General features: G+C 70.9%; 28 protein-coding genes and 1 tRNA gene. 2 read left to right on the top strand and 27 right to left on the bottom strand.

The annotated features are described in order from the left end of the window. Positions 1–9: 9 nt before the first annotated feature. The 14 genes from glyA to C3488_RS07835 all read right to left on the bottom strand — a co-directional run bounded on the left by glyA (position 10) and on the right by C3488_RS07835 (position 16,367). Positions 10–1,251, bottom strand: a complete 1,242-nt coding sequence (gene glyA, locus C3488_RS07900) for a serine hydroxymethyltransferase (RefSeq protein WP_103838598.1) — start codon at positions 1,249–1,251, stop codon at positions 10–12. Between the two features lie 344 nt (positions 1,252–1,595). Continuing rightward, complete coding sequence (locus tag C3488_RS07895) at positions 1,596–2,255, bottom strand: protein-tyrosine-phosphatase (RefSeq protein WP_103838597.1); 660 nt, start codon at positions 2,253–2,255, stop codon at positions 1,596–1,598. 88 nt (positions 2,256–2,343) lie between these two features. Beyond that, positions 2,344–2,991, bottom strand: a complete 648-nt coding sequence (locus tag C3488_RS07890; RefSeq protein ID WP_103838596.1) for an L-threonylcarbamoyladenylate synthase — start codon at positions 2,989–2,991, stop codon at positions 2,344–2,346. 55 nt (positions 2,992–3,046) lie between these two features. After that, positions 3,047–3,892, bottom strand: a complete 846-nt coding sequence (gene prmC / locus C3488_RS07885; protein ID WP_103838595.1) for a peptide chain release factor N(5)-glutamine methyltransferase — start codon at positions 3,890–3,892, stop codon at positions 3,047–3,049. Positions 3,893–3,941: 49 nt separating this feature from the next. Further along, positions 3,942–5,012, bottom strand: a complete 1,071-nt coding sequence (gene prfA, locus C3488_RS07880) for a peptide chain release factor 1 (protein ID WP_103838594.1) — start codon at positions 5,010–5,012, stop codon at positions 3,942–3,944. Between the two features lie 134 nt (positions 5,013–5,146). Then, positions 5,147–5,368, bottom strand: coding sequence for a 50S ribosomal protein L31 (rpmE, locus tag C3488_RS07875; RefSeq protein WP_103838593.1), 222 nt, complete (start codon positions 5,366–5,368; stop codon positions 5,147–5,149). A gap of 254 nt (positions 5,369–5,622) precedes the next feature. Beyond that, complete coding sequence (locus C3488_RS07870) at positions 5,623–6,762, bottom strand: LCP family protein (protein ID WP_103838592.1); 1,140 nt, start codon at positions 6,760–6,762, stop codon at positions 5,623–5,625. A gap of 283 nt (positions 6,763–7,045) precedes the next feature. Beyond that, positions 7,046–9,037, bottom strand: coding sequence for a transcription termination factor Rho (rho, locus tag C3488_RS07865; protein WP_103838591.1), 1,992 nt, complete (start codon positions 9,035–9,037; stop codon positions 7,046–7,048). A 408-nt stretch (positions 9,038–9,445) separates the two neighbouring features. Continuing rightward, positions 9,446–10,363, bottom strand: coding sequence for a homoserine kinase (thrB, locus tag C3488_RS07860; protein ID WP_103838590.1), 918 nt, complete (start codon positions 10,361–10,363; stop codon positions 9,446–9,448). Between the two features lie 255 nt (positions 10,364–10,618). Next, positions 10,619–11,677 carry a threonine synthase gene (gene thrC / locus C3488_RS07855; RefSeq protein ID WP_103838589.1) on the bottom strand — a complete coding sequence of 353 codons (1,059 nt, stop codon included), beginning with the start codon at positions 11,675–11,677 and terminating at the stop codon, positions 10,619–10,621. A gap of 6 nt (positions 11,678–11,683) precedes the next feature. Continuing rightward, a complete protein-coding gene (locus tag C3488_RS07850; RefSeq protein ID WP_181138927.1) occupies positions 11,684–13,033 on the bottom strand; it encodes a homoserine dehydrogenase in 1,350 nt (449 codons plus the stop codon). 149 nt (positions 13,034–13,182) lie between these two features. Further along, entirely contained in the window at positions 13,183–14,574 is a 1,392-nt protein-coding gene (gene lysA, locus C3488_RS07845) for a diaminopimelate decarboxylase (RefSeq protein ID WP_103838588.1), read from the bottom strand. A gap of 26 nt (positions 14,575–14,600) precedes the next feature. Further along, a complete protein-coding gene (nrtL, locus tag C3488_RS07840) occupies positions 14,601–15,599 on the bottom strand; it encodes an ArgS-related anticodon-binding protein NrtL (protein WP_103838587.1) in 999 nt (332 codons plus the stop codon). A gap of 219 nt (positions 15,600–15,818) precedes the next feature. After that, positions 15,819–16,367, bottom strand: a complete 549-nt coding sequence (locus tag C3488_RS07835) for a response regulator (RefSeq protein ID WP_103838586.1) — start codon at positions 16,365–16,367, stop codon at positions 15,819–15,821. A gap of 109 nt (positions 16,368–16,476) precedes the next feature. Between C3488_RS07835 and C3488_RS07830 the strand changes: the two genes are divergently transcribed. Then, positions 16,477–16,548 (top strand) — tRNA-Arg (locus C3488_RS07830). A gap of 218 nt (positions 16,549–16,766) precedes the next feature. Here C3488_RS07830 and C3488_RS07825 read toward each other — a convergent pair. The 13 genes from C3488_RS07825 to C3488_RS07765 form a co-directional block, all read right to left on the bottom strand. Beyond that, a complete protein-coding gene (locus tag C3488_RS07825; protein WP_103838585.1) occupies positions 16,767–18,140 on the bottom strand; it encodes a tyrosine-type recombinase/integrase in 1,374 nt (457 codons plus the stop codon). Continuing rightward, positions 18,137–18,310, bottom strand: a complete 174-nt coding sequence (locus C3488_RS07820; RefSeq protein ID WP_078917071.1) for an AlpA family transcriptional regulator — start codon at positions 18,308–18,310, stop codon at positions 18,137–18,139. The genes C3488_RS07825 and C3488_RS07820 overlap by 4 nt, the downstream gene beginning before the upstream one ends. An 11-nt stretch (positions 18,311–18,321) precedes the next feature. After that, entirely contained in the window at positions 18,322–19,695 is a 1,374-nt protein-coding gene (gene repSA, locus C3488_RS07815; RefSeq protein WP_103838583.1) for a replication initiator protein RepSA, read from the bottom strand. After that, a complete protein-coding gene (locus C3488_RS07810) occupies positions 19,692–20,747 on the bottom strand; it encodes a DNA cytosine methyltransferase (protein WP_103838582.1) in 1,056 nt (351 codons plus the stop codon). Before C3488_RS07810 ends, repSA begins: the two co-directional genes overlap by 4 nt. 5 nt (positions 20,748–20,752) lie before the next feature. Further along, positions 20,753–20,932 (bottom strand): hypothetical protein, encoded by a 180-nt coding sequence (locus tag C3488_RS07805; protein WP_103838581.1) that lies wholly within the window; start codon positions 20,930–20,932, stop codon positions 20,753–20,755. 91 nt (positions 20,933–21,023) lie between these two features. Continuing rightward, on the bottom strand, positions 21,024–21,341 hold the full coding sequence (locus C3488_RS07800; RefSeq protein ID WP_103838580.1) for a SpdD-like protein: 318 nt from the start codon (positions 21,339–21,341) through the stop codon (positions 21,024–21,026). 23 nt (positions 21,342–21,364) lie between these two features. Continuing rightward, entirely contained in the window at positions 21,365–21,520 is a 156-nt protein-coding gene (locus C3488_RS07795) for a hypothetical protein (RefSeq protein WP_103838579.1), read from the bottom strand. A 12-nt stretch (positions 21,521–21,532) separates the two neighbouring features. After that, positions 21,533–21,724, bottom strand: a complete 192-nt coding sequence (locus C3488_RS07790) for a mobile element transfer protein (RefSeq protein WP_030610028.1) — start codon at positions 21,722–21,724, stop codon at positions 21,533–21,535. Positions 21,725–21,742: 18 nt separating this feature from the next. After that, positions 21,743–22,426 carry a DUF2637 domain-containing protein gene (locus C3488_RS07785; RefSeq protein WP_103838578.1) on the bottom strand — a complete coding sequence of 228 codons (684 nt, stop codon included), beginning with the start codon at positions 22,424–22,426 and terminating at the stop codon, positions 21,743–21,745. A gap of 74 nt (positions 22,427–22,500) precedes the next feature. Then, entirely contained in the window at positions 22,501–22,686 is a 186-nt protein-coding gene (locus tag C3488_RS07780; protein WP_103838653.1) for a hypothetical protein, read from the bottom strand. Positions 22,687–22,688: 2 nt separating this feature from the next. After that, positions 22,689–22,895: a hypothetical protein gene (locus C3488_RS07775; protein ID WP_103838577.1), complete on the bottom strand. Its 207-nt coding sequence runs from the start codon at positions 22,893–22,895 to the stop codon at positions 22,689–22,691. A gap of 82 nt (positions 22,896–22,977) precedes the next feature. After that, positions 22,978–24,333, bottom strand: coding sequence for an FtsK/SpoIIIE domain-containing protein (locus C3488_RS07770; protein WP_103838576.1), 1,356 nt, complete (start codon positions 24,331–24,333; stop codon positions 22,978–22,980). Between the two features lie 2 nt (positions 24,334–24,335). After that, positions 24,336–24,692 carry a hypothetical protein gene (locus C3488_RS07765; protein WP_103838575.1) on the bottom strand — a complete coding sequence of 119 codons (357 nt, stop codon included), beginning with the start codon at positions 24,690–24,692 and terminating at the stop codon, positions 24,336–24,338. Between the two features lie 150 nt (positions 24,693–24,842). On the opposite strand from C3488_RS07765, the gene C3488_RS07760 reads away from it, so the two are divergent. Beyond that, entirely contained in the window at positions 24,843–25,214 is a 372-nt protein-coding gene (locus tag C3488_RS07760) for a winged helix-turn-helix domain-containing protein (protein WP_103838574.1), read from the top strand. Positions 25,215–25,286 lie beyond the last annotated feature (72 nt).

Here is a 25,286-nt window from a genome sequence, read left to right as displayed (position 1 = left end):
GCCTACCCCTCATCGCCCGGGATACGGCGGAAATCCCTCGGTGAGATCCCGCACTTTCTCGCGTGCCGTCCTGGCCTCCGTCTCCTGGCGGATCACGGCCGCGAACAGGGCCGCCACATACGCCATTTCGCCCTCGCCCATGCCCTGGGTCGTCAGCGCGGCGGTGCCCAGGCGCAGGCCACGGGCGTCGCCGTGCGGCAGCGCACAGCAGTCCAGGACCATCCCGGCGGCGGCCAGCAGCCCGCGCGCGCTGCGGCCGTCGACGCCCAGCGGCGCCGGATCGGCGATGATCAGGTGTGTGTCGGTGCCCTCGGTGGTGATGTGCAGCCCCTCGGCGGCCAGTCCCGCCGCGAGCGCCCGTGCATTGGCGACCACCCGGTGGACGTACGCGGCGAAGGCGTCCGTCGCCGCCTCCCCGAACGCGACGGCCTTGGCCGCGATGGTGTGCATCTGCGCGCCGCCCTGGGTGAACGGGAAGACGGCCCGGTCCACGCGCTCGGCCAGTTCGCTTCCGCACAGGATCATGCCGCCGCGCGGACCGCGCAGCACCTTGTGCGTGGTGGCGCAGACGATGTCGGCGTACGGGACCGGACTGGGCGCCGCTCCCCCGGCCACGAGCCCGATCGGGTGCGCGGCGTCGGCGATGAGATACGCGCCCACCTCGTCGGCGACCTCCCGGAAGAAGGCGTAGTCGATGTGGCGCGGGTAGGCGATCGACCCGCACACGATGGCCTTCGGGCGGTGTGCACGAGCCAGGGCGCGCACCTGCGCGTGGTCCATGAGCCCCGACTCCGCCTCGACTCCGTAGCCGACGAAGTCGAACCAGCGGCCGGAGAAGTTGGCGGGTGAGCCGTGCGTGAGATGGCCGCCGTGCGGCAGCCCGAGGGCGAGCACGGTGTCGCCGGGGCGGAGCAGGGCGGCGTACGCGGCGAGCATCGCCGACGACCCCGAGTGGCACTGCACATTCGCGTGCTCGGCACCGAAGAGGGCCTTGGCCCGCTCCACGGCGAGGCGCTCGGCGACGTCGACGATCTCGCACCCGCCGTGGTGCCGGGCGCCGGGGTATCCCTCGGCGTACTTGTTGGCCAGCGGGGACCCCAGGGCGGCGAGCACCGCCGGCGAACTGAAGTTCTCCGCGGCGATCAGTTGCAGGGTCGTCGACTGCCGTGCCAGCTCCCCGAGCAGGAGCTCGGCCATCTCGGGGTCCTGCCGCCGCAGGACGTCGGCCTCGAGCGTGGGGATGACCGCCATGGTGAGCTCCCGGGCGACGACGGGGATGTAGCACCAATGTAGGCCGGGGACGGCTGGGACGCCCGGTATCGGGGGCCCTCAGAGCTCGGGCGTTCCGTGGTCACGGCGACCGGGGCTTCGCCGCGGCCTGTCGCGCGGTTCCCGGCGCCCCCTACGGGGCGCTGTGGCCGCAGCAGCCGCAACGGCGGGCAGCCGTGCCGCCCCGGCGGCACGGGTGAGCACTGGGGTCCCCCTGCTCGAGGAGCTCGGGGAAGGCGCCCCGTGGCACCGGGGCTGCGCGACCTCTCCCCGGGCACCGCGCCCCGGGCACCGCACACGCCGGTGCGCCCGAACGCCACGGCACCCTACGTCCGCGCAGGCACCCCCGTCAGCGCCGTCACCACCGGCTCCAGCGCCTGATGGATCTCGTCCCCGATCGACCGGAAGAAGGGCAGAGGCGCTCCGTACGGGTCGTACACCTCGTCCGCCTCCGCCGTCGGCGCCAGAAGCCACCCGCGTAGAGCCGCCGCAGCACGCACCAGCGCCCGCGCCCGCGCGACCACGCCGTCCTCCAGGGGCGGCAGGGTGGCCGGGTCTATCGCGCGCACCAGCCGGGTGAACTCCTTCAGCGTGAACGTGCGCAGCCCCGCCGAGTGCCCCATCGAGATGACCTGCGCCCGGTGGTCGCGGGTCGCGGTCAGCACCAGGTCGGCCCGGATGACGTGCTCGTCCAGCAGTTCCCGCCCCACGAACCCGGAGGCGTCCGCCCCGAAGTCCGCGAGGACCGCCTCCGCGTTCGCCTCCATGGGCGCGCCCTCATGGCCCCAGGTGCCTGCGCTCTCGACGATGACCCCGCCCCCCAGCGGGTCGCCGAGCCGGTCCGCCAGGGCGTGCCGGGTCAGCCGCTCGGTGATCGGCGAGCGGCACACGTTGCCGGTGCTGACGTGGAGGATGCGGAAGGTGTCGTGGGGCGGACCCGGCTGGGCCGGGTCCCCCGTCTCGTCCCCGTTGCCTATGCCACGCATGGGAGTGCCCCCTGCTCATGGGGGTCCCCCCGCTCGAGCGAAGCCGAGAGTGGGGGAGAAGCCGAGAGCTTGGGGGAGTCAGGGGCCGTCAATTCGCCACCTCGAGGTCGGGTACGACCTTGCGCAGCTCCTCCGGCGACAGGGCGCCCTCGCGCAGCAGCACGGGCACCTTGCCGGTGACGTCGACGATCGACGACGGCACGTTGCCGGGGGTGGGGCCGCCGTCCAGGTAGACGGAGACGGAGTCGCCCAGCATCTCCTGCGCGGCGTCGCACGTCTCCGGCGCCGGGTGGCCGGTGAGGTTCGCGGAGGAGACCGCCATCGGCCCGACCTCCGTCAGCAGCTCGATCGCGACCGGGTGCAGCGGCATCCGCACGGCGACGGTGCCCCGGGTGTCCCCCAGGTCCCACTGCAGCGACGGCTGGTGCCTGGTGACGAGGGTGAGGGCCCCCGGCCAGAACGCGTCCACCAGCTCCCACGCCATCTCGGAGAAGTCCGTGACGAGGCCGTGCAGCGTGTTCGGGGAGCCGATGAGGACGGGCGTGGGCATGTTGCGGCCCCGGCCCTTGGCCTGGAGCAGGTCGGCCACGGCCTCCGCGGAGAACGCGTCGGCGCCGATGCCGTACACCGTGTCGGTCGGCAGCACCACGAGTTCGCCACGGCGGACGGCGGACGCGGCCTCGCGCAGACCCGTCGCGCGGTCGGTCGCGTCGTTGGTGTCGTATCGCCGTGCCATTGTCAGCTGGCCTCCTGGTACACGTACTGCTGCGGGAAATCAGTCTCAGGGATGCTCACGGCAGCGCCTTGCGCGCGGTCGCGAAGCGCGGCCGGTTGTTCAGGTCGGGGTGGTCGGCCGCGTCGGCCCAGCCCCGCTCCTCGGTGAAGATCCACGGCACCTGGCCGCCCTGGGTGTCGGCGTGCTCGATGACGACGACACCGCCGGGGCGCAGCAGCCGGTGCGCGGTGCGCTCGATGCCCCGGATGAGGTCCAGGCCGTCCTCGCCGGAGAACAGGGCCAGCTCCGGGTCGTAGTCCCGGGCCTCCGGGGCCACGTACTCCCACTCGGTGAGCGGGATGTACGGCGGGTTGGAGATCACCAGGTCGACCTGTCCGTTGAGGTCCGGGAAGGCGTCACGGGCGTCTCCCTGACGCAGGTCGACCCTGGAGCCCGCCATGTTCTTGCGGGTCCACTGCAGGGCGTCCTCGGACAGCTCCACGGCGTGCACGCGCGAGCGCGGCACCTCCTGCGCCAGGGCGAGCGCGATGGCGCCGGAGCCGGTGCACAGGTCCACGATGCACGGCTCGACGACGTCCATGGCCCGTACGGCGTCTATGGCCCAGCCGACGACCGACTCGGTCTCCGGGCGCGGTACGAACACCCCGGGTCCGACCTGGAGTTCCAGGTAACGGAAGTAGGCGCGCCCGGTGATGTGCTGGAGCGGCTCGCGCTGCTCCCGGCGCGCGATGACCTCCCAGTAGCGGGCGTCGAAGTCCGAGTCCTTCACGGAGTGCAGCTCGCCCCGCTTGACGCCGTGCACGAACGCGGCGAGCTCCTCCGCGTCGTTGCGCGGCGAGGGCACGCCGGCGTCGGCCAGCCGCTGGGTGGCCTGGGCCACCTCCGCGAGCAGCAGGTTCACGCTGGTCCTCCGGTGCTGTGTACGGGCCGGGTGCGGCTGGTACGGAGCCTTACGCGGCGGCGGCGAGCTTGGCGGCCGAGTCCGCGTCGACGCAGGCCTGGATGACCGCGTCGAGGTCGCCGTCCAGGACCTGGTCCAGGTTGTACGCCTTGAAGCCGACGCGGTGGTCCGAGATGCGGTTCTCCGGGAAGTTGTAGGTGCGGATCTTCTCGGAGCGGTCGACGGTGCGGACCTGGCTGCGGCGGGCGTCGGCGGCCTCCTTCTCCGCCTCCTCCTGCGCCATGGCGAGCAGCCTGGAGCGCAGGATACGCATCGCCTGCTGCTTGTTCTGCAGCTGGCTCTTCTCGTTCTGGCAGGAGGCGACGACGCCGGTCGGGATGTGCGTGATGCGCACCGCGGAGTCGGTGGTGTTGACGGACTGGCCGCCGGGGCCCGAGGACCGGTAGACGTCGATCCGGAGGTCGTTGGGGTTGATCTCCACGTCGACCTCCTCGGCCTCGGGGGTGACGAGGACACCGGCCGCGGAGGTGTGGATGCGGCCCTGGGACTCGGTCGCGGGCACGCGCTGCACGCGGTGCACCCCGCCCTCGTACTTCAGCCGGGCCCACACGCCCTGGCCGGGCTCGATCTGCCCGCGGGCCTTCACCGCGACCTGGACGTCCTTGTAGCCGCCGAGCTCGGACTCGGTGGAGTCGATGATCTCGGTCTTCCAGCCGACGCGCTCGGCGTAGCGCAGGTACATGCGCAGCAGGTCACCGGCGAACAGGGCGGACTCGTCGCCGCCCGCGCCCGCCTTGATCTCGAGGATGACGTCCTTGTCGTCGCTGGGGTCGCGCGGGATCAGCAGCAGGCGCAGCTTCTCGGTCAGCTCCTCGCGCTGCTTCTCCAGCTCCTTGACCTCGGCGGCGAAGTCCGGGTCGTCGGCGGCGAGTTCGCGCGCGGTCTCGATGTCGTCGCCGGTCTGCTTCCAGGAGCGGTACGTGGCGACGATCGGGCCCAGCTCGGCGTAGCGCTTGTTCAGCCTGCGCGCGCCCGCCTGGTCGGCGTGGATCGACGGATCCGCGAGTTTCTTCTCCAGGTCGGCGTGCTCACCGACCAGTTCCTCGACCGCCTCGAACATCTCCGGCTCCCTGAAATGCCCCCTGCCCGGCCGGGGCATGGGGACGTGTGTACGACGAACAATGGCTGCACCGCAAAGCGCCGGCCCCGGTGCCCCCGGCGAAGGGGGCACCGGAGACCGGCGCTGTGGGCTCGCTACTTCTTGGCAGCGGCAGCCTTGCCGAAGCGGGCCTCGAAGCGGGCCACACGGCCACCGGTGTCGAGGATCTTCTGCTTGCCCGTGTAGAACGGGTGGCACTCGGAGCAGACCTCGGCCCGGATGGTGCCGGACTCGATGGTGCTACGGGTGGTGAACGACGCGCCGCAGGTGCAGCTGACCTGCGTCTCGACGTACGCGGGGTGGATGTCGCGCTTCAAGGTGTCTCCTAGTTTTCCGGGAGGGCGCCGGGTCGCAGCCGCGGGATGCGGGTGCGTGAACCGGAGCCGACGTACCAGTCTGCCAGGACTGGCGCCATCCCCCAAAACCGGGGGCCGGGGTCGTGTATTCCCCACGGGGGGAGGGGCGGGTTCGCCTACCGGGGGCCGCCTCGTCGCCCGGGGCGGGTGCGGGATCGATGTGGTTCCCCGCGCCCACGCGGCGCAAGCCGCATACCGGTATGTCCCCGCCCCCTTTACGGGGCGCTGACCACGCCCTTGGCCTCGCCCGTGGCCGTCCCCTCCGTCGCCGACGCCGGGATGGGCCGGTCGTTCTTCAGGGCGGTCCACATCAGCCGGGCCTTGGCCTCGTCCGGCAGGACCCGGTTCGGGTTCGCCGGGTCGTACTGGACCGGCATCGTCACCATGTTCATGTGCGAGGAGCTGATGCCCTTCAGCCCCTCGGCGAACAACGCCAGGTCCTTGACGGAGGCCAGGTCGGAGTCGGTGGTGACGGACTTCGTCGCGGTGTCGGCGAGGTCGTACAGCTTCTGCGGGCTGGTCAGCACGCCGATGTGCGCGACCTGGCTGACCAGGGCCTTGATGAACGCCTGCTGGAGCTGGATGCGCCCGAGGTCGGAGCCGTCGCCCACGCCGTGCCGGGTGCGGACCAGGCCGAGTGCCTGCTGCCCGTTCAGGGTGTGCGTGCCGGCCTTCAGGTCGAGGTGGCTGCTGCCGTCGTGGATGTCCTTGGTGGTGGTCACCTGGACGCCGCCGAGAGTGTCGATCAGTTTCTCGAAGCCGGCGAAGTCGACCTCGATGTAGTGGTCCATACGGATGCCGGTGATCGACTCCACGGTCTTCACGGCGCAGGTGGCGCCGCCGACGGAGTAGGCCTCGTTGAACATGGAGCCGCGGGCCGCTGCGTGGGTGACGCCCTTGGGGTCGGTGCACTCGGGGCGGTCGACGAGGGTGTCGCGCGGGATGGAGACGACGCTGGCCTGCTTGTGGCCCTTGTACAGGTGCACGATCATCGCCGTGTCCGAACGCCCGGTGCCGTCGTCGGTGCCGCCGCCCAGCTTCCTGTTGGCGCCGGAACGGGTGTCCGAGCCGAGGACCAGGATGTTCTCGGAGCCGTTGTCGACCTTCTTGGGCCGGTCGCCGGCGAGCGCCTGGTTGATGTCGACGCTCTTGATGTTGCCGTTGAACTTGAAGTACAGGTAGCCCGCGCCGGTGCCGCCGAGCAGCAGGATGCCCGCCGCACTCCATGCGGTGGCCAGGAGCGCCTTGCGCCCGGCGCTTCGGGGCTTGCGGCGGCGGCCCTTGCCGCCGCGGCGCGGACCCCGCGTCGTGGCCTCGCCGGGTATGCCGGCGTCCGGCGTGCTCTCGGAAGGCATGTGCTCCTCAGTCCTGGCGGCCTCTCATTGGTCCATGGTCGCTCCGTTCGGTCAGACGGAGAAACCGGAGAAAGAGTTGCACAACGCTGAGTGTCCAGGACGTGGCCCCGCAAACACGCACGGTCACCTCGAGGTCGACGGCGCCGCGCTCACCTGCGACTTCGCCCGTACAGGGGCGTAGTGGCCGTACTGCCCGCAACCCGTCCTTGTGGCATAAATCTCGCCGACGCACAGGGCCGCCCCGCCGGGTGCGACGGGACGGCCCTGTGGTGTGACGACTCGATCAGTCCCCGTTGCCGGGCGCGGGGGTCGTCTTCTGGATCTGCATCAGGAACTCGACGTTCGACTTGGTCTGCTTCATCTTGTCGAGGAGCAGCTCGATCGCCTGCTGCTGGTCGAGCGCGTGCAGCACCCGGCGCAGCTTCCAGACGATGCCCAGCTCCTCGGCGCCGAGCAGGATCTCCTCCTTGCGCGTACCGGACGCGTCCACGTCCACCGCGGGGAAGATGCGCTTGTCGGCGAGCTTCCGGTCGAGCTTGAGCTCCATGTTGCCGGTGCCCTTGAACTCCTCGAAGATCACCTCGTCCATGCGGGACCCGGTGTCCACCAGAGCGGTGGCGAGGATGGTCAGCGAGCCGCCGTCCTCGATGTTGCGGGCCGCACCGAAGAAGCGCTTCGGCGGGTACAGGGCGGTGGAGTCGACACCACCGGACAGGATGCGGCCGGAGGCCGGGGCGGCGAGGTTGTACGCACGGCCCAGACGCGTGATCGAGTCGAGCAGCACGACGACGTCGTGGCCCAGCTCCACCAGGCGCTTGGCGCGCTCGATGGCCAGCTCCGCGACCGTGGTGTGGTCCTCGGCCGGGCGGTCGAAGGTCGAGGAGATGACCTCGCCCTTGACCGACCGCTGCATGTCGGTGACCTCTTCCGGACGCTCGTCGACGAGGACGACCATCAGGTGGCACTCGGGGTTGTTGTGGGTGATCGCGTTGGCGATCGCCTGCATGATCATGGTCTTGCCGGTCTTCGGCGGGGCCACGATCAGACCGCGCTGGCCCTTACCGATCGGCGAGACCAGATCGATGATGCGGGTGGTGAGGACACCGGGGTCCGTCTCCAGGCGCAGGCGGTCCTGCGGGTAGAGCGGGGTCAGCTTGTTGAACTCCGGTCGGCCGCGGCCGTGTTCGGGCGCCATGCCGTTGACGGAGTCGAGGCGGACCAGCGCGTTGAACTTCTCGCGGCGCTCGCCCTCCTTCGGCTGGCGGACCGCACCGGTGACGTGGTCACCCTTGCGCAGGCCGTTCTTGCGGACCTGGGCGAGGGAGACGTACACGTCGTTCGGACCGGGGAGGTAGCCCGAGGTACGGATGAACGCGTAGTTGTCGAGGATGTCCAGGATGCCCGCGACGGGGATCAGGACGTCGTCCTCGGCGAGCTGCGGCTCGGCGGCGATGTCGTCGCGGCCACGACGGCCACGGCGGTCGCGGTAGCGGCCGCGACGGCCCCTGCGGCCGCCGTCGAAGTCGTCGTCGTCCTGCGGACCGGTGTTCCGGTCCTGGCGGCCGCCGCCCTGCGGCTGGCCCTGCTGCTGACGGTCCTGACGGCCGCCGCCCTGGCCCTGCTGCTGGTCGTCGCCCTTGCCGCGGCGGTCGCGGTCCCGGCCGCGCTCACGGCGGTCGCGGCGGCGGCCCTCGCCGTCACCGGCGTCGGCCTTGGCGCCGTCACCCTGCGGCTGGGTCTGCTGCGGCTGGGCCGGGGTCTCGGCCTTCGGCTCGCTCTGCGCCTCGGCGGCGACCGTCTCGGGGCTGCCGGCCTCGGCGGTGGCGCGGCGGCGGCGGCGCTCGGCCGGGGCGCCGTCACCGGCTCCCTGTCCGGGGATCTCGATCTGCTGCGGGGCCACGGCCTGCTCGGCCGCCTTGTCGGCCTTGGCCGCCTTCGGCTCGGCCGCGGCGGCCTCGTCGCCGGTGCGGGTCCTGGAGGTGGCCCGGCGCTTGGGCTTGGTCTCGGTGGCGCTGTCGGCCTTGGCGGCCGGGGCGCCGCCTCCCGCCTGCGCCTCCTTGATGACCTCGATCAGCTGGCTCTTGCGCATGCGCGCCGTGCCCCTGATGCCGAGGCCGGATGCGACCTGCTGCAGCTCGGCCAGCACCATGCCCTCGAGGCCGGTACCGCGGCGCCGCCGGGACCCGGCACCGGTGGCAGGCGCGGAGGCGTCCGTGGCGGGCGCTGCAGCGGTGTCCTCGACACGTGCGCCCATCAGATCGGTGGTGTCGCTCACGAAGGGTCCTTCCCTGGAGCGGACGTCGGCCTGTCTGGCTCGGCGACCGGTTGTGCTGTCCGGCTTCGGTCCGGTTTGTGTGGACCGTGCCGGTGCGGTGGTCCGCCAAAGCGGCGGAGGAGATATCTGGTGATTGGCGCTTCCCGAAGCCGTGACACCCGGTTTTGTGTCGCGCGGCTCGGTCACGCCGATTCCGGAGCGTGCTCTGCAATCCGCTCAGTGTCCGCGTACGACGTATAGCTCAGGTACGTGATACGGAACACAGGGCGGCTTGGGAAGCTCCCGGAAGAATGTCGGTCCCGGACGGGGACACGAAGCACCTCGCCATGGCGGGGTCGGGTGCAGACTTGAGGTTAACACTACCGGATCCAACAAACATTCCCCCTCTCGAAATCCGGCAACCGTGTGTCAGGGCGCAAGCGGCAGCACGCTCGCTCCCTGGCTGTCCAGCTCCAGCCGGTTGGCGGCCCAGCCCTCGCCCGCCAGGTCGGCCACCTTGTCGGCGCTCGCGCCGTCGGCGAGCGCCAGGACCGTGGGGCCGGCGCCGGAGATCACCGCGGGGACGCCGTCCGCCCGCAGCCGCTCCACCAGCGCGGCGCTCTCCGGCATGGCCGGGGCGCGGTACTCCTGGTGGAGGCGGTCCTCGGTGGCGGGCAGCAGCAGCTCGGGGCGCCTGGTCAGGGCCTCGACGAGCAGCGCGGCGCGGCCCGCGTTGGCGGCGGCGTCGACGTGCGGCACGGTGCGCGGGAGCAGTCCGCGCGCGGTCGCGGTCAGGACCGGCTTCCCGGGGACGAAAACCACCGGAACGATGGAATCGGCGGGGTCCATGCGGATCGCACGGGCGGCGCCGCGCTCCATCCAGGAGAGGGTGAAGCCGCCGAGGAGGCAGGCCGCGACGTTGTCGGGGTGCCCCTCGATCTCGGTGGCGAGCTCCAGCAGCGCGGTGTCGTCGAGCCGGCTGTCGCCGCCTATGGTCACGGCGCGGGCGGCGACGATGCCGGCGCAGATGGCGGCGGAGGAGGAGCCGAGGCCCCGGCCGTGCGGGATGCGGTTGGCGCAGACGATCTCCAGGCCGCGCGGCTGCCCGCCCAGCGCGTCGAAGGCGGCGCGCAGGGACCGTACGAGGAGGTGGCTCTCGTCCCGCGGGAGGGTCTCGCTGCCCTCGCCCGCGATGTCGATGTGCAGCCCGGAGTCGGCCACCCGGACGACCACGTCGTCGTAGAGCCCCAGCGCGAGTCCGAGGGCGTCGAAGCCCGGACCGAGATTGGCGCTGGTGGCAGGGACGCGCACCCGGACGGCGGCGGCGCGGAACGCTGGACCGGCCATCGCTCGTTGACTCTCCTTGAGCTGCATGATCGTCGAATGACATTCGATGACGTACCGAGGACCCGAAGGCCGCGAAGGCGGCGCGGCACCACGGCACATGCGGCTGCGGCATATGCGGCGGGCGGGTTCGGTACAGCCTATCGAAGGAAGGTTCTGTGGCGACATAGGGCGCACAGGAGGCGCACGATGCGTGTCGTGCCGCCCCTGTGCCCCCTCTGTCGGTGCCGTAAGGGTTATCCCCCGGGAAGGGCCTGGTTACGCGAGGCCGAGCCGCTCGGCGGCGGTCGCCGCGTCGACCGGGACGGTGACCGGCTGCGGGGCGCCCGCGACGGCCCAGTCGGGGTCCTTGAGGCCGTTGCCGGTGACGGTGCACACGATGCGCTGGCCGGGGTCGACCTTGCCCTGCTCGGCGGCCTTCAGCAGACCTGCGACCGACGCGGCGGACGCGGGCTCCACGAAGACGCCCTCCTGAGCGGCCAACAGCCGGTAGGCGCGGAGGATCTCACGGTCGGTCACCTCGTCGATGGCACCGCCCGATTCGTCCCGGGCCTCGAGGGCGTACTTCCAGGACGCCGGGTTGCCGATGCGGATGGCGGTGGCGATGGTCGACGGGTCCTTGACGACCTCCCCGCGCACGATCGGGGCGGAGCCGGACGCCTGGAAGCCCCACATGCGCGGGGTGCGCCTGGCGACGCCGTCGGCGGCGTACTCCTTGTAGCCCTTCCAGTAGGCCGTGATGTTGCCCGCGTTGCCGACCGGCAGGACGTGGATGTCCGGGGCGTCGCCGAGCATGTCCACGATCTCGAAGGACGCCGTCTTCTGACCCTCGATACGTACCGGGTTGACCGAATTGACCAACGCCACGGGGTAGTTGTCGCTGAGCGCCCGGGCGAGGGTGAGGCAGTCGTCGAAGTTGCCGTCGACCTGGAGGATCTTCGCACCGTGCACCAGGGCCTGGCCCATCTTGCCGAGCGCGATCTTGCCCTGCGGCACGAGCACGGCGGAGACCATGCCGGCGCGTACGGCGTAGGCGGCGGCGGAGGCGGACGTGTTGCCCGTGGAGGCGCAGATGACGGCCTTCGCGCCCTCCTCCTTGGCCTTGGAGATGGCCATGGTCATACCGCGGTCCTTGAAGGACCCGGTGGGGTTGGCGCCCTCCACCTTCAGGTGGACCTCACACCCGGTGCGCTCGGAGAGCACCTGCGCGGGCACGAGCGGCGTACCGCCCTCGCGGAGCGTGACGACCGGCGTGCTGTCGGACACCGGCAGCCGATCCCGGTACTCCTCGATGATTCCGCGCCACTGGTGGGTCATTGCTGGTTACTCTCCTTCAACCCGCATGATGCTGGCGACACCCCGCACGGTGTCGAGCTTGCGCAGCGCCTCGACGGTCCCGCTGAGCGAGGCGTCGGACGCTCGGTGGGTGACGACGACGAGGGACGCCTCGCCGCCCTCCCGTCGCCCGCCACCACCCTGATCGATGGCGACTACGTCGCCACTGCCTTGATTTCGCCCCTGCTGGCGAACCGTATCGATCGAGACGTCGTGCTCGGCGAAGACGGTGGCGACCTGGGCGAGAACACCCGGTTTGTCGGCGACGTCGAGGCTGATGTGGTAGCGCGTGACGACGTCGCCCATGGGCGACACGGGCAGGGCCGCGTACGCGGACTCGCCGGGCCCGGTGGCACCGCTGAGGCGGTTGCGGCACACGGCGACGAGATCGCCGAGAACGGCGGAGGCGGTCGGCGCGCCACCGGCGCCGGGACCGTAGAACATGAGCTGACCGGCGGCGTCGGACTCCACGAACACGGCGTTGTACGCGCCGCGCACCGAGGCCAGCGGGTGGGTCAGCGGAATCATGGCGGGGTGCACGCGCGCGGTGACCGAGCCTCCGTCGGCGGCCCGCTCACAGATGGCGAGCAGCTTGATGGTGCAGCCCATCTGCTTGGCGGAGGCGAAGTCGGCCGCGGTGACCTCGGTCATGCCCTCGCGGTAGACGTCGTCGAGACGCACGCGCGTGTGGAAGGCGATCCCGGCCAGGATGGCGGCCTTGGCGGCCGCGTCGAACCCCTCGACGTCGGCGGTGGGGTCGGCCTCCGCGTACCCCAGGGCGGTGGCCTCGTCCAGGGCCTCCTGGTACCCGGCGCCGGTCGAGTCCATCTTGTCGAGGATGAAGTTGGTCGTCCCGTTGACGATGCCGAGCACCCGGTTGACCTTGTCGCCGGCCAGTGACTCGCGCAGCGGCCGGATCAGCGGGATGGCACCGGCGACGGCGGCCTCGTAGTACAGGTCCTTGCCGTGCTCCTCGGCGGCCGCGTGGAGGGCGGCCCCGTCCCTTGCGAGGAGTGCCTTGTTGGCGGACACGACGGACGCCCCGTGCTCGAAGGCGGTGGTGATGAGGCTCCGGGCGGGCTCGATCCCGCCGATGACCTCCACGACCACGTCGATGTCCCCGCGTTTGACGAGGGCGGTGGCGTCGGTGGTGACGAGGGCGGGGTCGATGCCCTCCCGGACCTTGGAGGGCCGCCGCACGGCCACGCCCGCGAGCTCCACGGGCGCGCCGATCCGGGCGGCGAGGTCGTCGGCGTGCGTCGTCATGATGCGCGCCACCTCTGAGCCGACAACCCCACAGCCCAGCAGCGCCACCTTCAGCGGACGCGTACGCATCATCCGACCTCGTTTCCTCATGCGGTCTACGGTTGGACCAGTCTCACTCACCGGACGGGAGTTTCTGCCCTTGGTCCGGATCGTGAGACGTTTATTTCATTTTGTCAGTGGCGGAAGACCGGAAGATCTTCCGCCCTCTGCCTGTCGGCGGTTCACCCGACGTCGAGACGCAGCAGGTCCTCCTCCGTCTCGCGGCGGACGATGACCCGGGCGTCCCCGTCGCCCACGGCGACGACGGGCGGGCGCAGCGCGTGGTTGTAGTTGCTGGCCATGGACCGGCAGTAGGCGCCGGTGGCAGGTACGGCGATGAGGTCACCGGGCGCGAGATCGGCGGGCAGGAAGGCGTCCCGCACCACGATGTCCCCGCTCTCGCAGTGCTTGCCGACGATGCGGACCAGCATCGGTTCCGCGTCCGAGGTGCGCGAGGCGAGAGCGACGCTGTACTCGGCGTCGTAGAGCGCGGTGCGGATGTTGTCGGACATGCCGCCGTCGACGGAGACGTACGTACGCAGCCCCTGGAGCGGCTTGATGGTGCCGACCTCGTAGAGGGTGAAGGCGGTCGGTCCCACGATGGCACGGCCCGGCTCGACGGAGATGCGGGGGGTGCGGAGGCGGGCGCCCTCGCACTCACGCGAAACGATCTCCGTCAGCGCCTTGGCGATCTCGTGGGGCTCACGGGGGTCGTCGTCGCTGGTGTAGGCGATGCCGAGGCCGCCGCCGAGGTCGATCTCGGGCAGCTCGACGCCGTGCTCGTCCCGAATGTCCTTGAGCAGCCCCACCACCCGGTGGGCGGCGACCTCGAACCCGGACATGTCGAAGATCTGGGACCCGATGTGGGAGTGGATCCCGATGAGTTCGAGCCCGTCGAGCTGAAGGGCACGGCGTACGGCTTCGGCGGCCTGCCCGTCGGCGAGCGGGATGCCGAACTTCTGGTCCTCGTGGGCGGTGGCGATGAACTCGTGGGTGTGCGCCTCGACACCGACGGTCACGCGGATCTGCACGCGCTGCCGCTTGCCCATGGAGGAGGCGATGTGCGCGACCCGCACGATCTCCTGGAAGGAGTCGAGGACGATCCGCCCGACACCGGCTTCGACGGCCTTGGTGATCTCCTCGACCGACTTGTTGTTGCCGTGGAAGGCGATGCGGTCGGCGGGCATACCGCCGGCGAGAGCGGTGGCGAGCTCACCACCGGAGCAGACGTCGAGGTTGAGGCCCTCTTCGTGCAGCCAACGCACGACGGCGCGGGACAGGAACGCCTTCCCGGCGTAGAACACGTCGGCGTCCGGCCCGAAGGCGGTCCGCCACGCGCGGGCGCGGGCCCGGAAGTCGGCCTCGTCGATGAAGTAGGCGGGGGTGCCGAACCACTCGGCGAGCGTCTTGACGTCGATGCCGCCGACGGTGACGACACCATGCGCGTCACGGGTGACGGTCTGCGCCCACACCTTGGGGTCGAGGGCGTTGAGGTCGGCGGGCGGGGCGGAGTAGTGCCCTTCGGGCAGGACGTCGGCGTGCCGGGGCCCGGCGGGATGTGCGGAACGGCTCATGACTGGTCTGGGCTTTCTCGGAGGTCTCAGAGGTAGTCGGGTGCGCTGATGCCGAGCAGGGACAGGCCGCCGGCCAGCACCGTCCCGGCGGCTTCGGCGAGAGCGAGCCGGGCGCGGTGGGCGGCCGAGGGTTTCTCCTCGCCGAGCGGAAGAACGGTGTGCTGGAAGCCGAGCAGTCCGTCGGCGACGGCGACGAGGTGCCGGGCGAGCCGGTCGGGCGCACGGTGGGCGGCCGCCTGGGCGAGGGCGGTGGGGTACTCGGCGAGGGCGCGGGTGAGGGGTGCGGCGGTCGCGTCCGGTACGTCGCCGGGGGCGGCCTCGAATCCCAGCCGGGCGGCGTTGCGGACCAGGGCGCGGGCGCGGGAGTGGGCGTAGCGAACGCGGAAGAGGGGGTTGCTCTCGCGCTGGAGCAGGTGGTCGGCGGTGATACGGGGCCGGTCGTGCGCGGCGGGGTGGAGGAGGGCCCAGCGGGCGGCGTCGGGGCCGAGGGGGGTGGGGTCCTCGGGCGCCGGGACGGGCCGGAGATCGACGGGTTCACCGGGACGCGCATGATCGACCTCGGCGCGTCCGCCCTGGGTGGCGATGATCCGCACGAGGGTGTCGGCCACGACTTCGGCGCGGATGTCGTAGGGGATGCGGAGGGGGATGACGGCGCCGTCGAGGGCCTGGCTGTGCCCGTAGTCGTTCCCGAGGTGGTCACCGTGATCGAGGATCTCGCGGACGAGGGCGGCGGTGGCCGCGCCCTGATCGAGGTGGATGTTGAGGAACCCGGGCCCGGTGATCTCGACATCGGCGACGCCGACGGTGTCACGGAGATGGGGCCGGAGAATCTCGGCGACCTGAAGGGCAGGACGCCCGGCGGGCCGGGCCAGCTGCAGGGCGATGTTGGTGGCGTAGTCCCCACGGCCACCGGGCCCCGGCGGAGTGACCACCGCACGTGTGGGCAGCGGCACGCTGAGTTCCCCCACGTCAACGGCACGACGCACCGCGTGCAGCACGGTGCGGGACAGCTCGACGGGGGTCACGGGGACAAGCGTAGGGGAGGAGGGGGGTGGGTAGGCGAGTTGGTTTCCGTGGGGTCCGGGATGTGGACGGGGATGGTGGGGCGAGGGTGGGCCTGGGCGGTTCGGTTGCGCGGCGGGCCTGGGGGCGGTTCGGTTGCCCGGGGGCTTGCGGGGCGGCCCGGTTGCCCGGCGAGGCATGCCTGTGCGGTTGGCGGGGGTCGGGTGCGGGGAGGAGTGGCCTCAACCGCCCGGCTGCCCGGCGTGGGGGGCGTGCCCGGCGGGCTCGACGCGATCTGCGGCACCGGAGTCGGGCGCGCCGTGGAGGTCGCGACCGCTCTGCTGCTGGTGGTGCCGGCCGACCTGAGGACCGCGCTCGAGCAAGTCCTTCACGAGCTGGACGAGTTCGGACGGCTCGAAGGGCTTGGAGAGAAAGGCGTCGACGCCGACATCGAGACCGCTCTCGACCTCGGACTGCGAACAGGCGCTGATGATGGCGAGGGGCAGCTTCCGGGTCCGGGGATCGGCACGAAGCCGCGCCGCCGTGCGCAACCCGTCGAGCCGGGGCATGACGACATCCAGGGTGACGACATCGGGCCGCACCTGATGCACGACGTCCAGACACTCGGCACCGTCGGCGGCGGTCACGACCTCAAGACCCTCCAGCTCGAGGTTGACCCTGATCAGCTGCCGGATGACCTTGTTGTCGTCCACAACAAGCACCCGGCCGGACGCGCCTGGCACAACTCGAGAGTAGGTCGCCCCAGGGGGCCGCGTCCGGGTTTTCCCCACTTCCACCCCGTCCGGGCGAGCCGCGACGGCGGAGCCCCCGGGAAACCGTTCATGACCACCGCGAAGGAGCTGGTAGGGTTCTACCCGTCAGCGCAACAGCGCGGGACACGCCCCCGTAGCTCAGGGGATAGAGCAACGGCCTCCGGAGCCGTGTGCGCAGGTTCGAATCCTGCCGGGGGCACCCAGCATGAGGTGCCCAAAGACCCCGTCACCAGCGGAAACGCTGAGGCCGGGGTCTTCGCGTATGTGCAGGCGTATGCAGCACTGAGCGGCCCTATGTCGGGGTCTGTGGACTATTCGTGGACAGGATCTTGGGGCATTGGCCCTGGTCAGCCCCGGAAACGGCGAAGGCCCCCGGACGGATCCAGGGGCCTGAAGCCTCGTACAGCGCGCGTGGGATTACTCGTACTCGCGCAACAGCTCTTCGATCTTGCGGTTGGCGATCTCCTGCCGACCGTCGATGCACTTCGCGTAGCGGCTCAGCAGGACCTCGACGCTGTTGCCTGCACGCTCGGCGACCTCGGTCGCGTCGACGCCGGAGTTGAGCCAGGTCGACAGCGCCGAGTGCCGCAGGTCGTACGGACGGGCGGCGAGCGGCGAGGCAACAACGGCCGGCGGAAGAGCCAGCGCGCGAGCCTCCTGCCACACGCGGTAGTACGTAGACGAGCCGACCACTCCCCCGCGCTCGTTCGTGAACAGCCGCCCGTCCTTGGCAGTTCCGAACGTGTCGAGGTGATCTCGGAGAATCGCCACGAGCTGCGGCGGGATCGGCACGGGCCGGACCTCTTCGACGGGCCGGTTCTTGAGTCCGCGATCGTCATGCGTCTCGCCAGAGTCGGTCCATCGCTTGCCGACGCTGGGGCGGGTGCGATTCAGCAGAGCCGTTCCCCAGCCCGCTTCAGGCAGTTTCAGGTCTGCCTCTTTGAGGCCGACAGCCTCAGCGGGGCGAAGGGCGCCGTAGTACATGCAGGCGAAGAAGCCGACAAGTCGTCGGCCGCGCGCACGGCCATATCCGCCGACGTACGAGACCGCAGTCAGCAGAGCACGAGCCTGTTCGGGGTTCGCCACTACTCGGGGATCTACTTCCTTGACCACCTTCGGTTTCTTCCAGCGAACCGCAGTGATCGGGTTCTCTTTGAACTCGCCGAGATCCACCGCGTAGTGCATGGCATTGACCAGAGTGCGCCGCTTGCGCCGTACGGTTTCTGCCGCAGCCGCCGTTCCGTCGAGCTTGAGCTTCAGGGAGTCCAGGACGGCCCTGCCGACCGCCGCGTCGGCGAGGTCCGAGAGAGGGCGCGATGCCTTGGCCACCCAATGCAGGGTGTTCGCGATCTCGGTCGGCAACTCACGGTCGTCCGGGCCGGGAAGGACGAAAGCCCAGTTACGAAGCGCCTTCCTGAGGAGGTCATCGGCCGGCCGCCCAGGACGATCGTCGAGGAGCGCCACGGTGACAGCGGTCAACGACTCGTTGATCCCGTCGCGGGTGTTCGGCGCAGCGTGCGGCCATTTCATGGCGAGGTACTTCAAAGCGAAGGCATACCACGTCATCGTGGGCGCCTTTTCGACCATCGAGCCCGGCAGCCCGGTAGCTGCGTCGAACTCCTCGCCGTCGCGCATTGCACGCAGGAGCTTGGAACGGTAGTTGTCCGCGAGTCCCTTGGTGCGGAACTGTTCGGAGAAAACGTTCCCGGAGACGATCCACCTAACGTCATAGGACGGCTTCTTGGTGTTCCTTTTCCGGACTCCCCAGACCTTCACGTCGAGTGACTTCACGCCGCTGCCCTCTCCCGACTGTTCAGCCACGCCGTGAAGTCGCTGCGCCACACCCGCAGTTCGCCATTGGGCAGCTTGAAAGCTCGCGGAGCCTGCCCCAATTCTCGCCAGCGGTAGAAGGTCCGGCGTGATACCCCTTTGAGTTCGGCGAGGATTTCCGGAACGGTCATCAGCTCGTCTTTCACGCCAGTTCTCCTTCCAAGGCTTCGCGTGCGGTTTCGCGGTTGAGTTCGATGTCCCGGCGGATCGAGGCGGCTAGGGCGGATTCGCCGGGGGTGTGGCCGTGGCCGGCGTACTGCCAGTCAGCGAGGACGAGGACGGTGTCAGGCTCGATGTCGTCCAGACCGAGCGCTTCACGTTCCTGCGCGGCACGGAAGTCGGCGCGTGCCTGACGGAGGGCGCCGAGCGTGGTCGAGTAGCGGCGCGACTTGGACGAAAAGTGCCCGCGGAAGCCGAGCATGTGAGCCCAAGCCCACAGGCGCCGGTTCGGGTACAGCTCATCCAGGTCTCGGCACGCGGTGATCAGACGCCGGGCGTGATCGGGGACGCCGTGGCGGTCGAGTTCGGCGAGTTCGCCGATGCGTCGGTCCAGGGTGCCCGTGTTCTCGGCCGCCTTGGTGGCGTACTTGGCCACGTAGGAGGCGACCGCCTGTTCGGTGAGGTCGGAGCCGTCACCGAACGCCTTGATGGGCCGGACGTCGAGCTGTCGGCCCCACTGGAAGGTGCGGGCGGGTTGGTCGCCGGCGGCGGGGACGCTGACGCGGCTGTATGGATGCGCGGCGGCGGCGCGGATGGCGTCAGTGAGCAGGTCGGTGGTGGCCCAGGACGGCGGGGCGGAGTCGGCTCCGTCCGGGCCGTCGAGGCGGATCACGGCATGGAAGTGGACGGCGCCCCGCTTCTGGAACTCGGCAACCTTGCCGTAGGACAGCCGGCAGACCTCGGCGAGTTCGCGCTGTGTCAGCCCGGCCCGCTTGGCGATCTCACGGCGGAGCCGGTTGATGGTGCGCATCCACAGCTCACCCGCGTGGTTGTTGAACAGCACCGCGCCGGCGTAGTCGTACGTGCCCGGATCGAGCGCCGTGCCCAGGGCGGAGTCGTCGGCGGGGTGGCGAGCGCCGCAGCGGCAGGCGCCACGGTCGGGCCGGTTGTGGACCGGGCCGAACGAGGGCGCGGTGAAGGTGGCGAACACCCGCGGGTGATCCCGGACGGTGGCGGGGATGTCCTTGTCTGGGTCGCCGGCGAGCCCGGCGCGGATCAGGTGGTAGGTGTCACCGGCGTAGGTCCAGGCGCAGGCGGGGCAACGGGAGGCCCGGCGGTTGCCGCAGGCGACCCGGAGCCGTCCGCCGGGCTCATTCTCGGTGCTGTAGCGGTGCAGGGTCTCCCCGGTGACCTTGTCCTTGTGGACGACCCAGCCACGCAGGTGGATCGGGTCGGAGCAACCGCCGGTGCGCTTGATCTGGTCCTGCCAGCGGTCGAAGCCGGGGAGCCCGGCCACCCGGAGGAGGTCCCCCAGGGTGACCGGGTCCAGGCCCGCGAAGGTCGCGGTGTCGCTCACGCAGCCACCTCCAGCGCGGCCGGGACGAGGGGCCTCAGGAGCGCGGTGGCGAGCGGCGGGGGGACGGCGTTGCCGATCTGCTCGAACTGCTTGGTGCGTGAGCCGGCCCACGGGTAGGGGGCGGGGAAGCCCTGGAGGACCGCAGCCTCATGGACCGCGAGGCGGCGGATAGGGGTGCCCTCGGAGTCGATCCAGGACACGTCGTTCAGGGCCTTGCCGAACAGCAGCGTCGGGGCGGGCTGGTCGAGGCGGCGGCGGGTGGCGGCCGGGCGGTTGCCGACCTTGAGCAGCCAGGACCGGGCGCGGCCGGTGACCGCCCAGGACGGGCCGGTCGTGGGGAAGGTGCTGCCGCCGGTGGTGTGGTTCCCGCGAGTGACGACGAGAGCGGGCGGGCAGCCCAGGACATCGAGCATGGTCCGCCAGGGCGAGAGCCCGTCACCGAAGAGGTCAGCAGGGGTGCCGCCGTCAGCGTGGGTGGGCTCCGGGGGCGTGGCCGGGCGGGTACGGGAGGCGACCAGGAAGGCGCGGCGGCGGGTCTGGGCAAGGCCGAAGTTAGCAGCGTTGAGAACGCCGGTCCACGTTGAGTAGCCAATGCCCGCCAGGAGGCGGGCGGTGTGCTCGAACAGCGGCAGCACTGCGGGGACTTCCTCCAGGGTGATCCAGTCGGGGCGCAGGTCGAGGGCGTAGCGCAGCGGCTCGACGACCAGCAGGGAGCGCGGGTCGACGCAGGCGGCACGGAGCACGGCGCGGGTGTCCCTCCCGCGGGCGAGGTCGTCAAGGGCCTGGTGGCACAGGGGCAGGTCGGTGTTCCCGGCGCGCAGGCCGGCGGCGCTGAAGGTCTGGCAGGGCGGGGAGCCGATCAGCCCCGTCACCTTCCCGCGGAGAGGAGCGGTGGGGTAGGCGGCGACGTCGGCGCGGATGGTGGTATGTCCGGCGGCGGCGCGGGTGGTGCAGACGGCAGGGTCGATCTCGATACCGATGTCGGTCAGGCCGAGGGCGCGCAGTCCCTCGGACCAGCCGCCGGGGCCGGCGAAGAGGTCGAGGACGGTCACTCGGGTCACCTCCCGACGCGGACGAGGGAGGCGCGGAGGGTGTGGCCAGTGCCCTTGCAGGTCGGGCAGTCGACGCGGAGGGTGACGCGGGTGCCGTCGGCGTGACGGGTGCCGGTGTCGATGGCGACGGAGGCGAAGCCGTCGCAGTCGCGGCAGATCGGCAGGTTCGGGATGCTCTGGGGCATGATGGGCCGTGCCTTTCTGGTCCGTTGGATCGGGAAGGGGAGGCGCCCGGAGCGGCGGAAACTTGGCGGTTGAGGCCGCTCCGGGAGCCGGTCAGCGCCGCTTGGTCTCGGAGGCGAGCAGCGAGCGCAGGACGACGGCGACGACGGCGACCGAGGCGCCGGTGATGGCGACCGCCAGGAGCATGGAGACGAGGACGGCGCCGACGACCAGGACGACGGCGGTGCCGCCGCCGACGAGGGCGAGCACGGTGCCGGGGGTGAGCTGGACCACCGGACGGGACGGCGCCGGGGCCGTGGGGGCGGCCAGCGGGGTCTGGAGGCTGGGAAGGACGGCGGTCGGCTCGACGGGGGCTGGCGGGGTGACGTGCCCGGTCGGGGTGGGCATGGTCGGGATCTTCGGGCGGAGCATGTTGGGACTCCCTTCCGGGGGCGTTACTTGATCAGACCGTTGATGGCCGGGGCCAGGACGCTGTCAGCGAGAAGGAAGCCGCCGAGCAGGAGGACGGCGATGAGCCAGGCCGGCGGGCGGATGAGCTTGACGCCGAGGTAGCCGACGACGAGCAGCGCGAACCAAAGGGGAACCTGCATGGCGGTGGACTCCTAGCGGACGCGGCAGCGGTGGGTGCGGGCGGCGAGCTGGGCGGCGGACTGGCTGGAGTAGTCGGCGGACCAGCCGCAGTCGTCGGAGGTACACACGGCGGCGTGCTTGGTCTGGCCGTGGCGGTCGCGGTGGGTGCCGATCTGGACCGGACCGATCTGCATCACGGAGTGGAAGAAGTCGCGCATGGGCATGGCTGAACTCCTTGTCTGTCAGGCGAGTTGGGCGGCGATGGCGTCGGCCATGGGCGCGGGGACGCCGAGGCGGGCGCGCAGGGTGTCGGTGTCGATCGGGGAGCCGGTACGGGCTTCGTGGTCGGCGGCGACCTTGCGCGCGTGAGCGACCAGCGGAGCCGGGACCGCTACCTCGGGCGCGGGTGCGGGAGCCGAAGCGGGAGCGGGGGCCGGGTCAGCGGCAGGTAGCGCCGGGGTGTCGTCAGCAGCGGTGACCGGCTCCCGAGCGGGCTCCGGTTCAGGGGCGGGCTCGGGGGCCGGACCGGTGGCCGGGGCAGCAGCCGCCGTTACCGCTGCGGGATCGCCAGCCGAGTGGGCGAGCAGGGTGCCACCGAGGAAGGCGAGCGCGGGCCATCCGGCGATGCCGAGGCGGAGCAGCGCGGGCGGGTTGGCCAGGTCGAGGAAGCCGGCGGTGGCGACGTTGGCGCCGAGCGAGGCGAACAGCGCGATCAGGAACCAGCACCAGGCCAGCCGAGACGGGCCGTTGTTGCGCAGCCGACGCCAGGCGGCGACCAGGAGCAGGTCAACCGAGATCGGGTAGGCCCATGCCTTCCAGCCGGACTGTCCGGCGGCGGAGGCCAGGTCGTGAAGGTGGGCGAAGGACAGGGCACCGGCGATAACGGCCTGTACGAGGACGGCGTCCGGGCGGATCGAGCGGGTCATGTCGTCACCTCCCTTTGCGGGTTGGGCCAGGGGTGGGGCGGGGATCGAGGTCCGGCCGCCCCGCCCCGGCGGGTTCAGTCGGTGGGTGCTTCGCCGGATCCCCAGCAGGTCAGGCACAGGCCGGTCTGCCGGTCGTCGGTGGCGCGGCCCTTACGGGCGCCGACCCGGACGGTTTCGGTGATCTCGCCGGTGCCGTTGCAGTCGGGGCACGGCTTCGGCCGGGGCTTGCGGCGAGCGGCGGGCTTCTTCGCGGTCGGCACGGTCACCACCCCTCGCCGGGGTACTCGGGGCCCTCGTTCGGGTCGTAGCCGGGCGGGAAGGTGCCGGGTGGGGGCTCGGGCAGCGATGCGGCCAGGCACGGGCCCACGGTGTCGATGAAGTCCTGGTCAGCGCCGGTCCTGTCGGCGTACAGGGCCAGGTCGCCGAGCATCACCACGGTGCGGGTGAAGTCCTCGCAGTCGGGGCACATGGCGGGCGATCTCCCTTCTTCGGGCATGGCTCGGGTAGGGACCTGACGCGATGCGGTCGCGCCAGCCGTGGAGCGGGAGGGATCAGGCGGTAGCCGGGATGGACTCGACGGCCGGGGCGTCAACCGGCGTCGGCATCGCGAGCGCCGGCCGGAAGGGGGCCAGGGCGGGCAGGTCCGGGGCCAGGGCGGCGTACCGGTTGCAGGTGTTCACGGCTTGGCGCAGGGAGGTGTGCGGGGCACGGATACGGGCCCAGCCGCCGGTCGAGTCGCCGGTGATGGCGACGCCGGGCATGTCGGTGGGGATCTGGATCGCGGCGAGGACAGCGTCCGGGGCGATGTCGCCGAAGGCCATGTTCGCCGAGGACTCGTCGTTGACGCGGTGGGCGGTACGGCCGGTGAGCTGGGCGCGGAGCATGGTGATGCCCTTGCCGAGTTCGGAGCCGAAGCGCTGCCCGCAGATCTCCAGGTAGATGCCGGCGGCGCGGCCGAGTTGGGCGAGCCGGGCGAGGGCGGTGATGATCCGGTCCCGGCGCTTCTCTTCCTCCTTGGTGGCGAACAGGGCGAGTTCGGCAACCTCATCGACCAGGACCACGATGGGCACCGGGCGGAGGTCTTCCGGCAGGTCCCAGATGTCGGCGGCTATCTCCGCATCCGGCACGTCAGCGGTGATCCGCTGTTCGGCGCGGATGAGCTGGTAGACGTCCTCCATGTGGGACACCAGGGCGTCGAGGAGTTCGGCGGCGGAGTCCTGGTTGTCGGCCAGCGCGGAGAACCGGCGAGCCAGCGGGAACAGCTCCACACCCTGCTTGCAGTCGATCCCGACCAGGGCAACCCGCTGCGGGGCGAGTGCTGCCACGAGGTTGCGCTGATAGACGGACTTGCCGGACTCTGTGGCGCCGAGCGTCAGCGCGTGCGGCACGGCTCGGTAGTCGCGGTAGTGGATCGCACCGTCTTCCCTCAGCGCGACCGGGACCCGCATCGGACGGGTGTCGACCTTGGCCGGCATCTGCACCCGCTTGAGCACGTCGTAGCCGGTCATCCGCACTTCCACGACGCCGGAACGCAGTTCCCGCGAGGTGACGCCGTACATGGCGAACGAGTGCCGCAGCCGGTCACACGAGGCGGCCACGTCGAAGGCGTCCTGACCGGGACGGAGCTTGAGCCGCAGCACCAGCCCGGTTCGGGTCGGTCGCAGACGCAGGATGCGCGGGGCGCGGGGACCGGGGACCGGTCGGTTCGTGGCCCGAGCCAGGGTGAGGCGCCAGCGCGAGGGCGGGACCGTCAGCCCGCAGGCGTCCATGACGGACGCGTACCGGACGAGGACCCGCACCACGGCGAGGGAGACGCCGAAGGTAAGCCAGTACCAGGCGGGGCGCCGCCACCGCAGGAGACCCGCAGCGGCGACGACCAGCACCAAGGCGACCAGTGACCAGGTCATGGTCAGGCCGCCTTCGGCTTCGCAGCGCCGGCGACCAGCGAGGTGACCGCGACCGCCCGGAACGAGATCCCGTGCCGCTTCTGGCCGTTGAACTCGTTCTCCCACGGCCGCGCGATCAGGCCGGTCAGCCCGACCGGGGTGCCCATGGTGAGCTCACCGGTGATGCCCGACTCACCCACGGACACGGTGATGACCTCGGCGTTGCCGTTCATGACGAACAGCAGGTCCAGCGTCATCAGGAACTCGCCGGTCTGAGTGTCGACGGCGCGCGTCTGGGTCTTCCGGTCGGAGTACTTGGGCTGCGGGGGCTGGGCGACCATCAGGGTCGCGCCGTTCGTGTCGACGGGGATCTGACGCATGAGTGCGCTCCTAGAATCGACTACTTGACGTACTTAGTACGTCGTCTCTGGATAGAGAATGACCTGTACTACTTGGTGTGTCAAGTGGTTGGTCTCGACTCCCGTGCGCGGGATGTGCTGCACTAGGTACGACAACCACTGAGAGGGGCTATGGCCGACTTCACCGCCGGGCGGGCCGCGTACTTGCAGATCGCCGACGAGTTCAAGCGCAAGATCCGAGACGGGGAACTCGCACCGGGCGACAAGCTGCCCTCAGAGGCGGAGCTGATGACCAAGCACGGCGTGTCGCGCACCGTGGCCCGGCAGGCGATCTCTCGGCTCCGTGAGGACGGCTACGCGATCTCTCACCAGGGCAAGGGCAGCTTTGCAGCACTGCCCGGCGAGGGTGCGTCGGCGAAGCGGAGCACCGAGTTCGAGCAGATCACCGAGTACCTGTCGGAGGTCCGTCGGGACGTGCGTCGTCTCGCCGAGCGGATGGACCAACTTGAGGATCTCGTGCGGCAGCAAGGCCAAGCTCGGTGACCAACCTGTCCGCCCGCCGGGCGAGTTGCGTCATCTCTTCGCCAAGCTCCCTTATCTGGTTGAGTAGTTCCA

The organism is Streptomyces sp. Ru72 (genome assembly GCF_002920635.1).
Taxonomy (GTDB): domain Bacteria; phylum Actinomycetota; class Actinomycetes; order Streptomycetales; family Streptomycetaceae; genus Streptomyces.
Note: the sequence above shows the minus strand (reverse complement) of the source record. Positions and strands in the feature narration are given on the sequence as shown.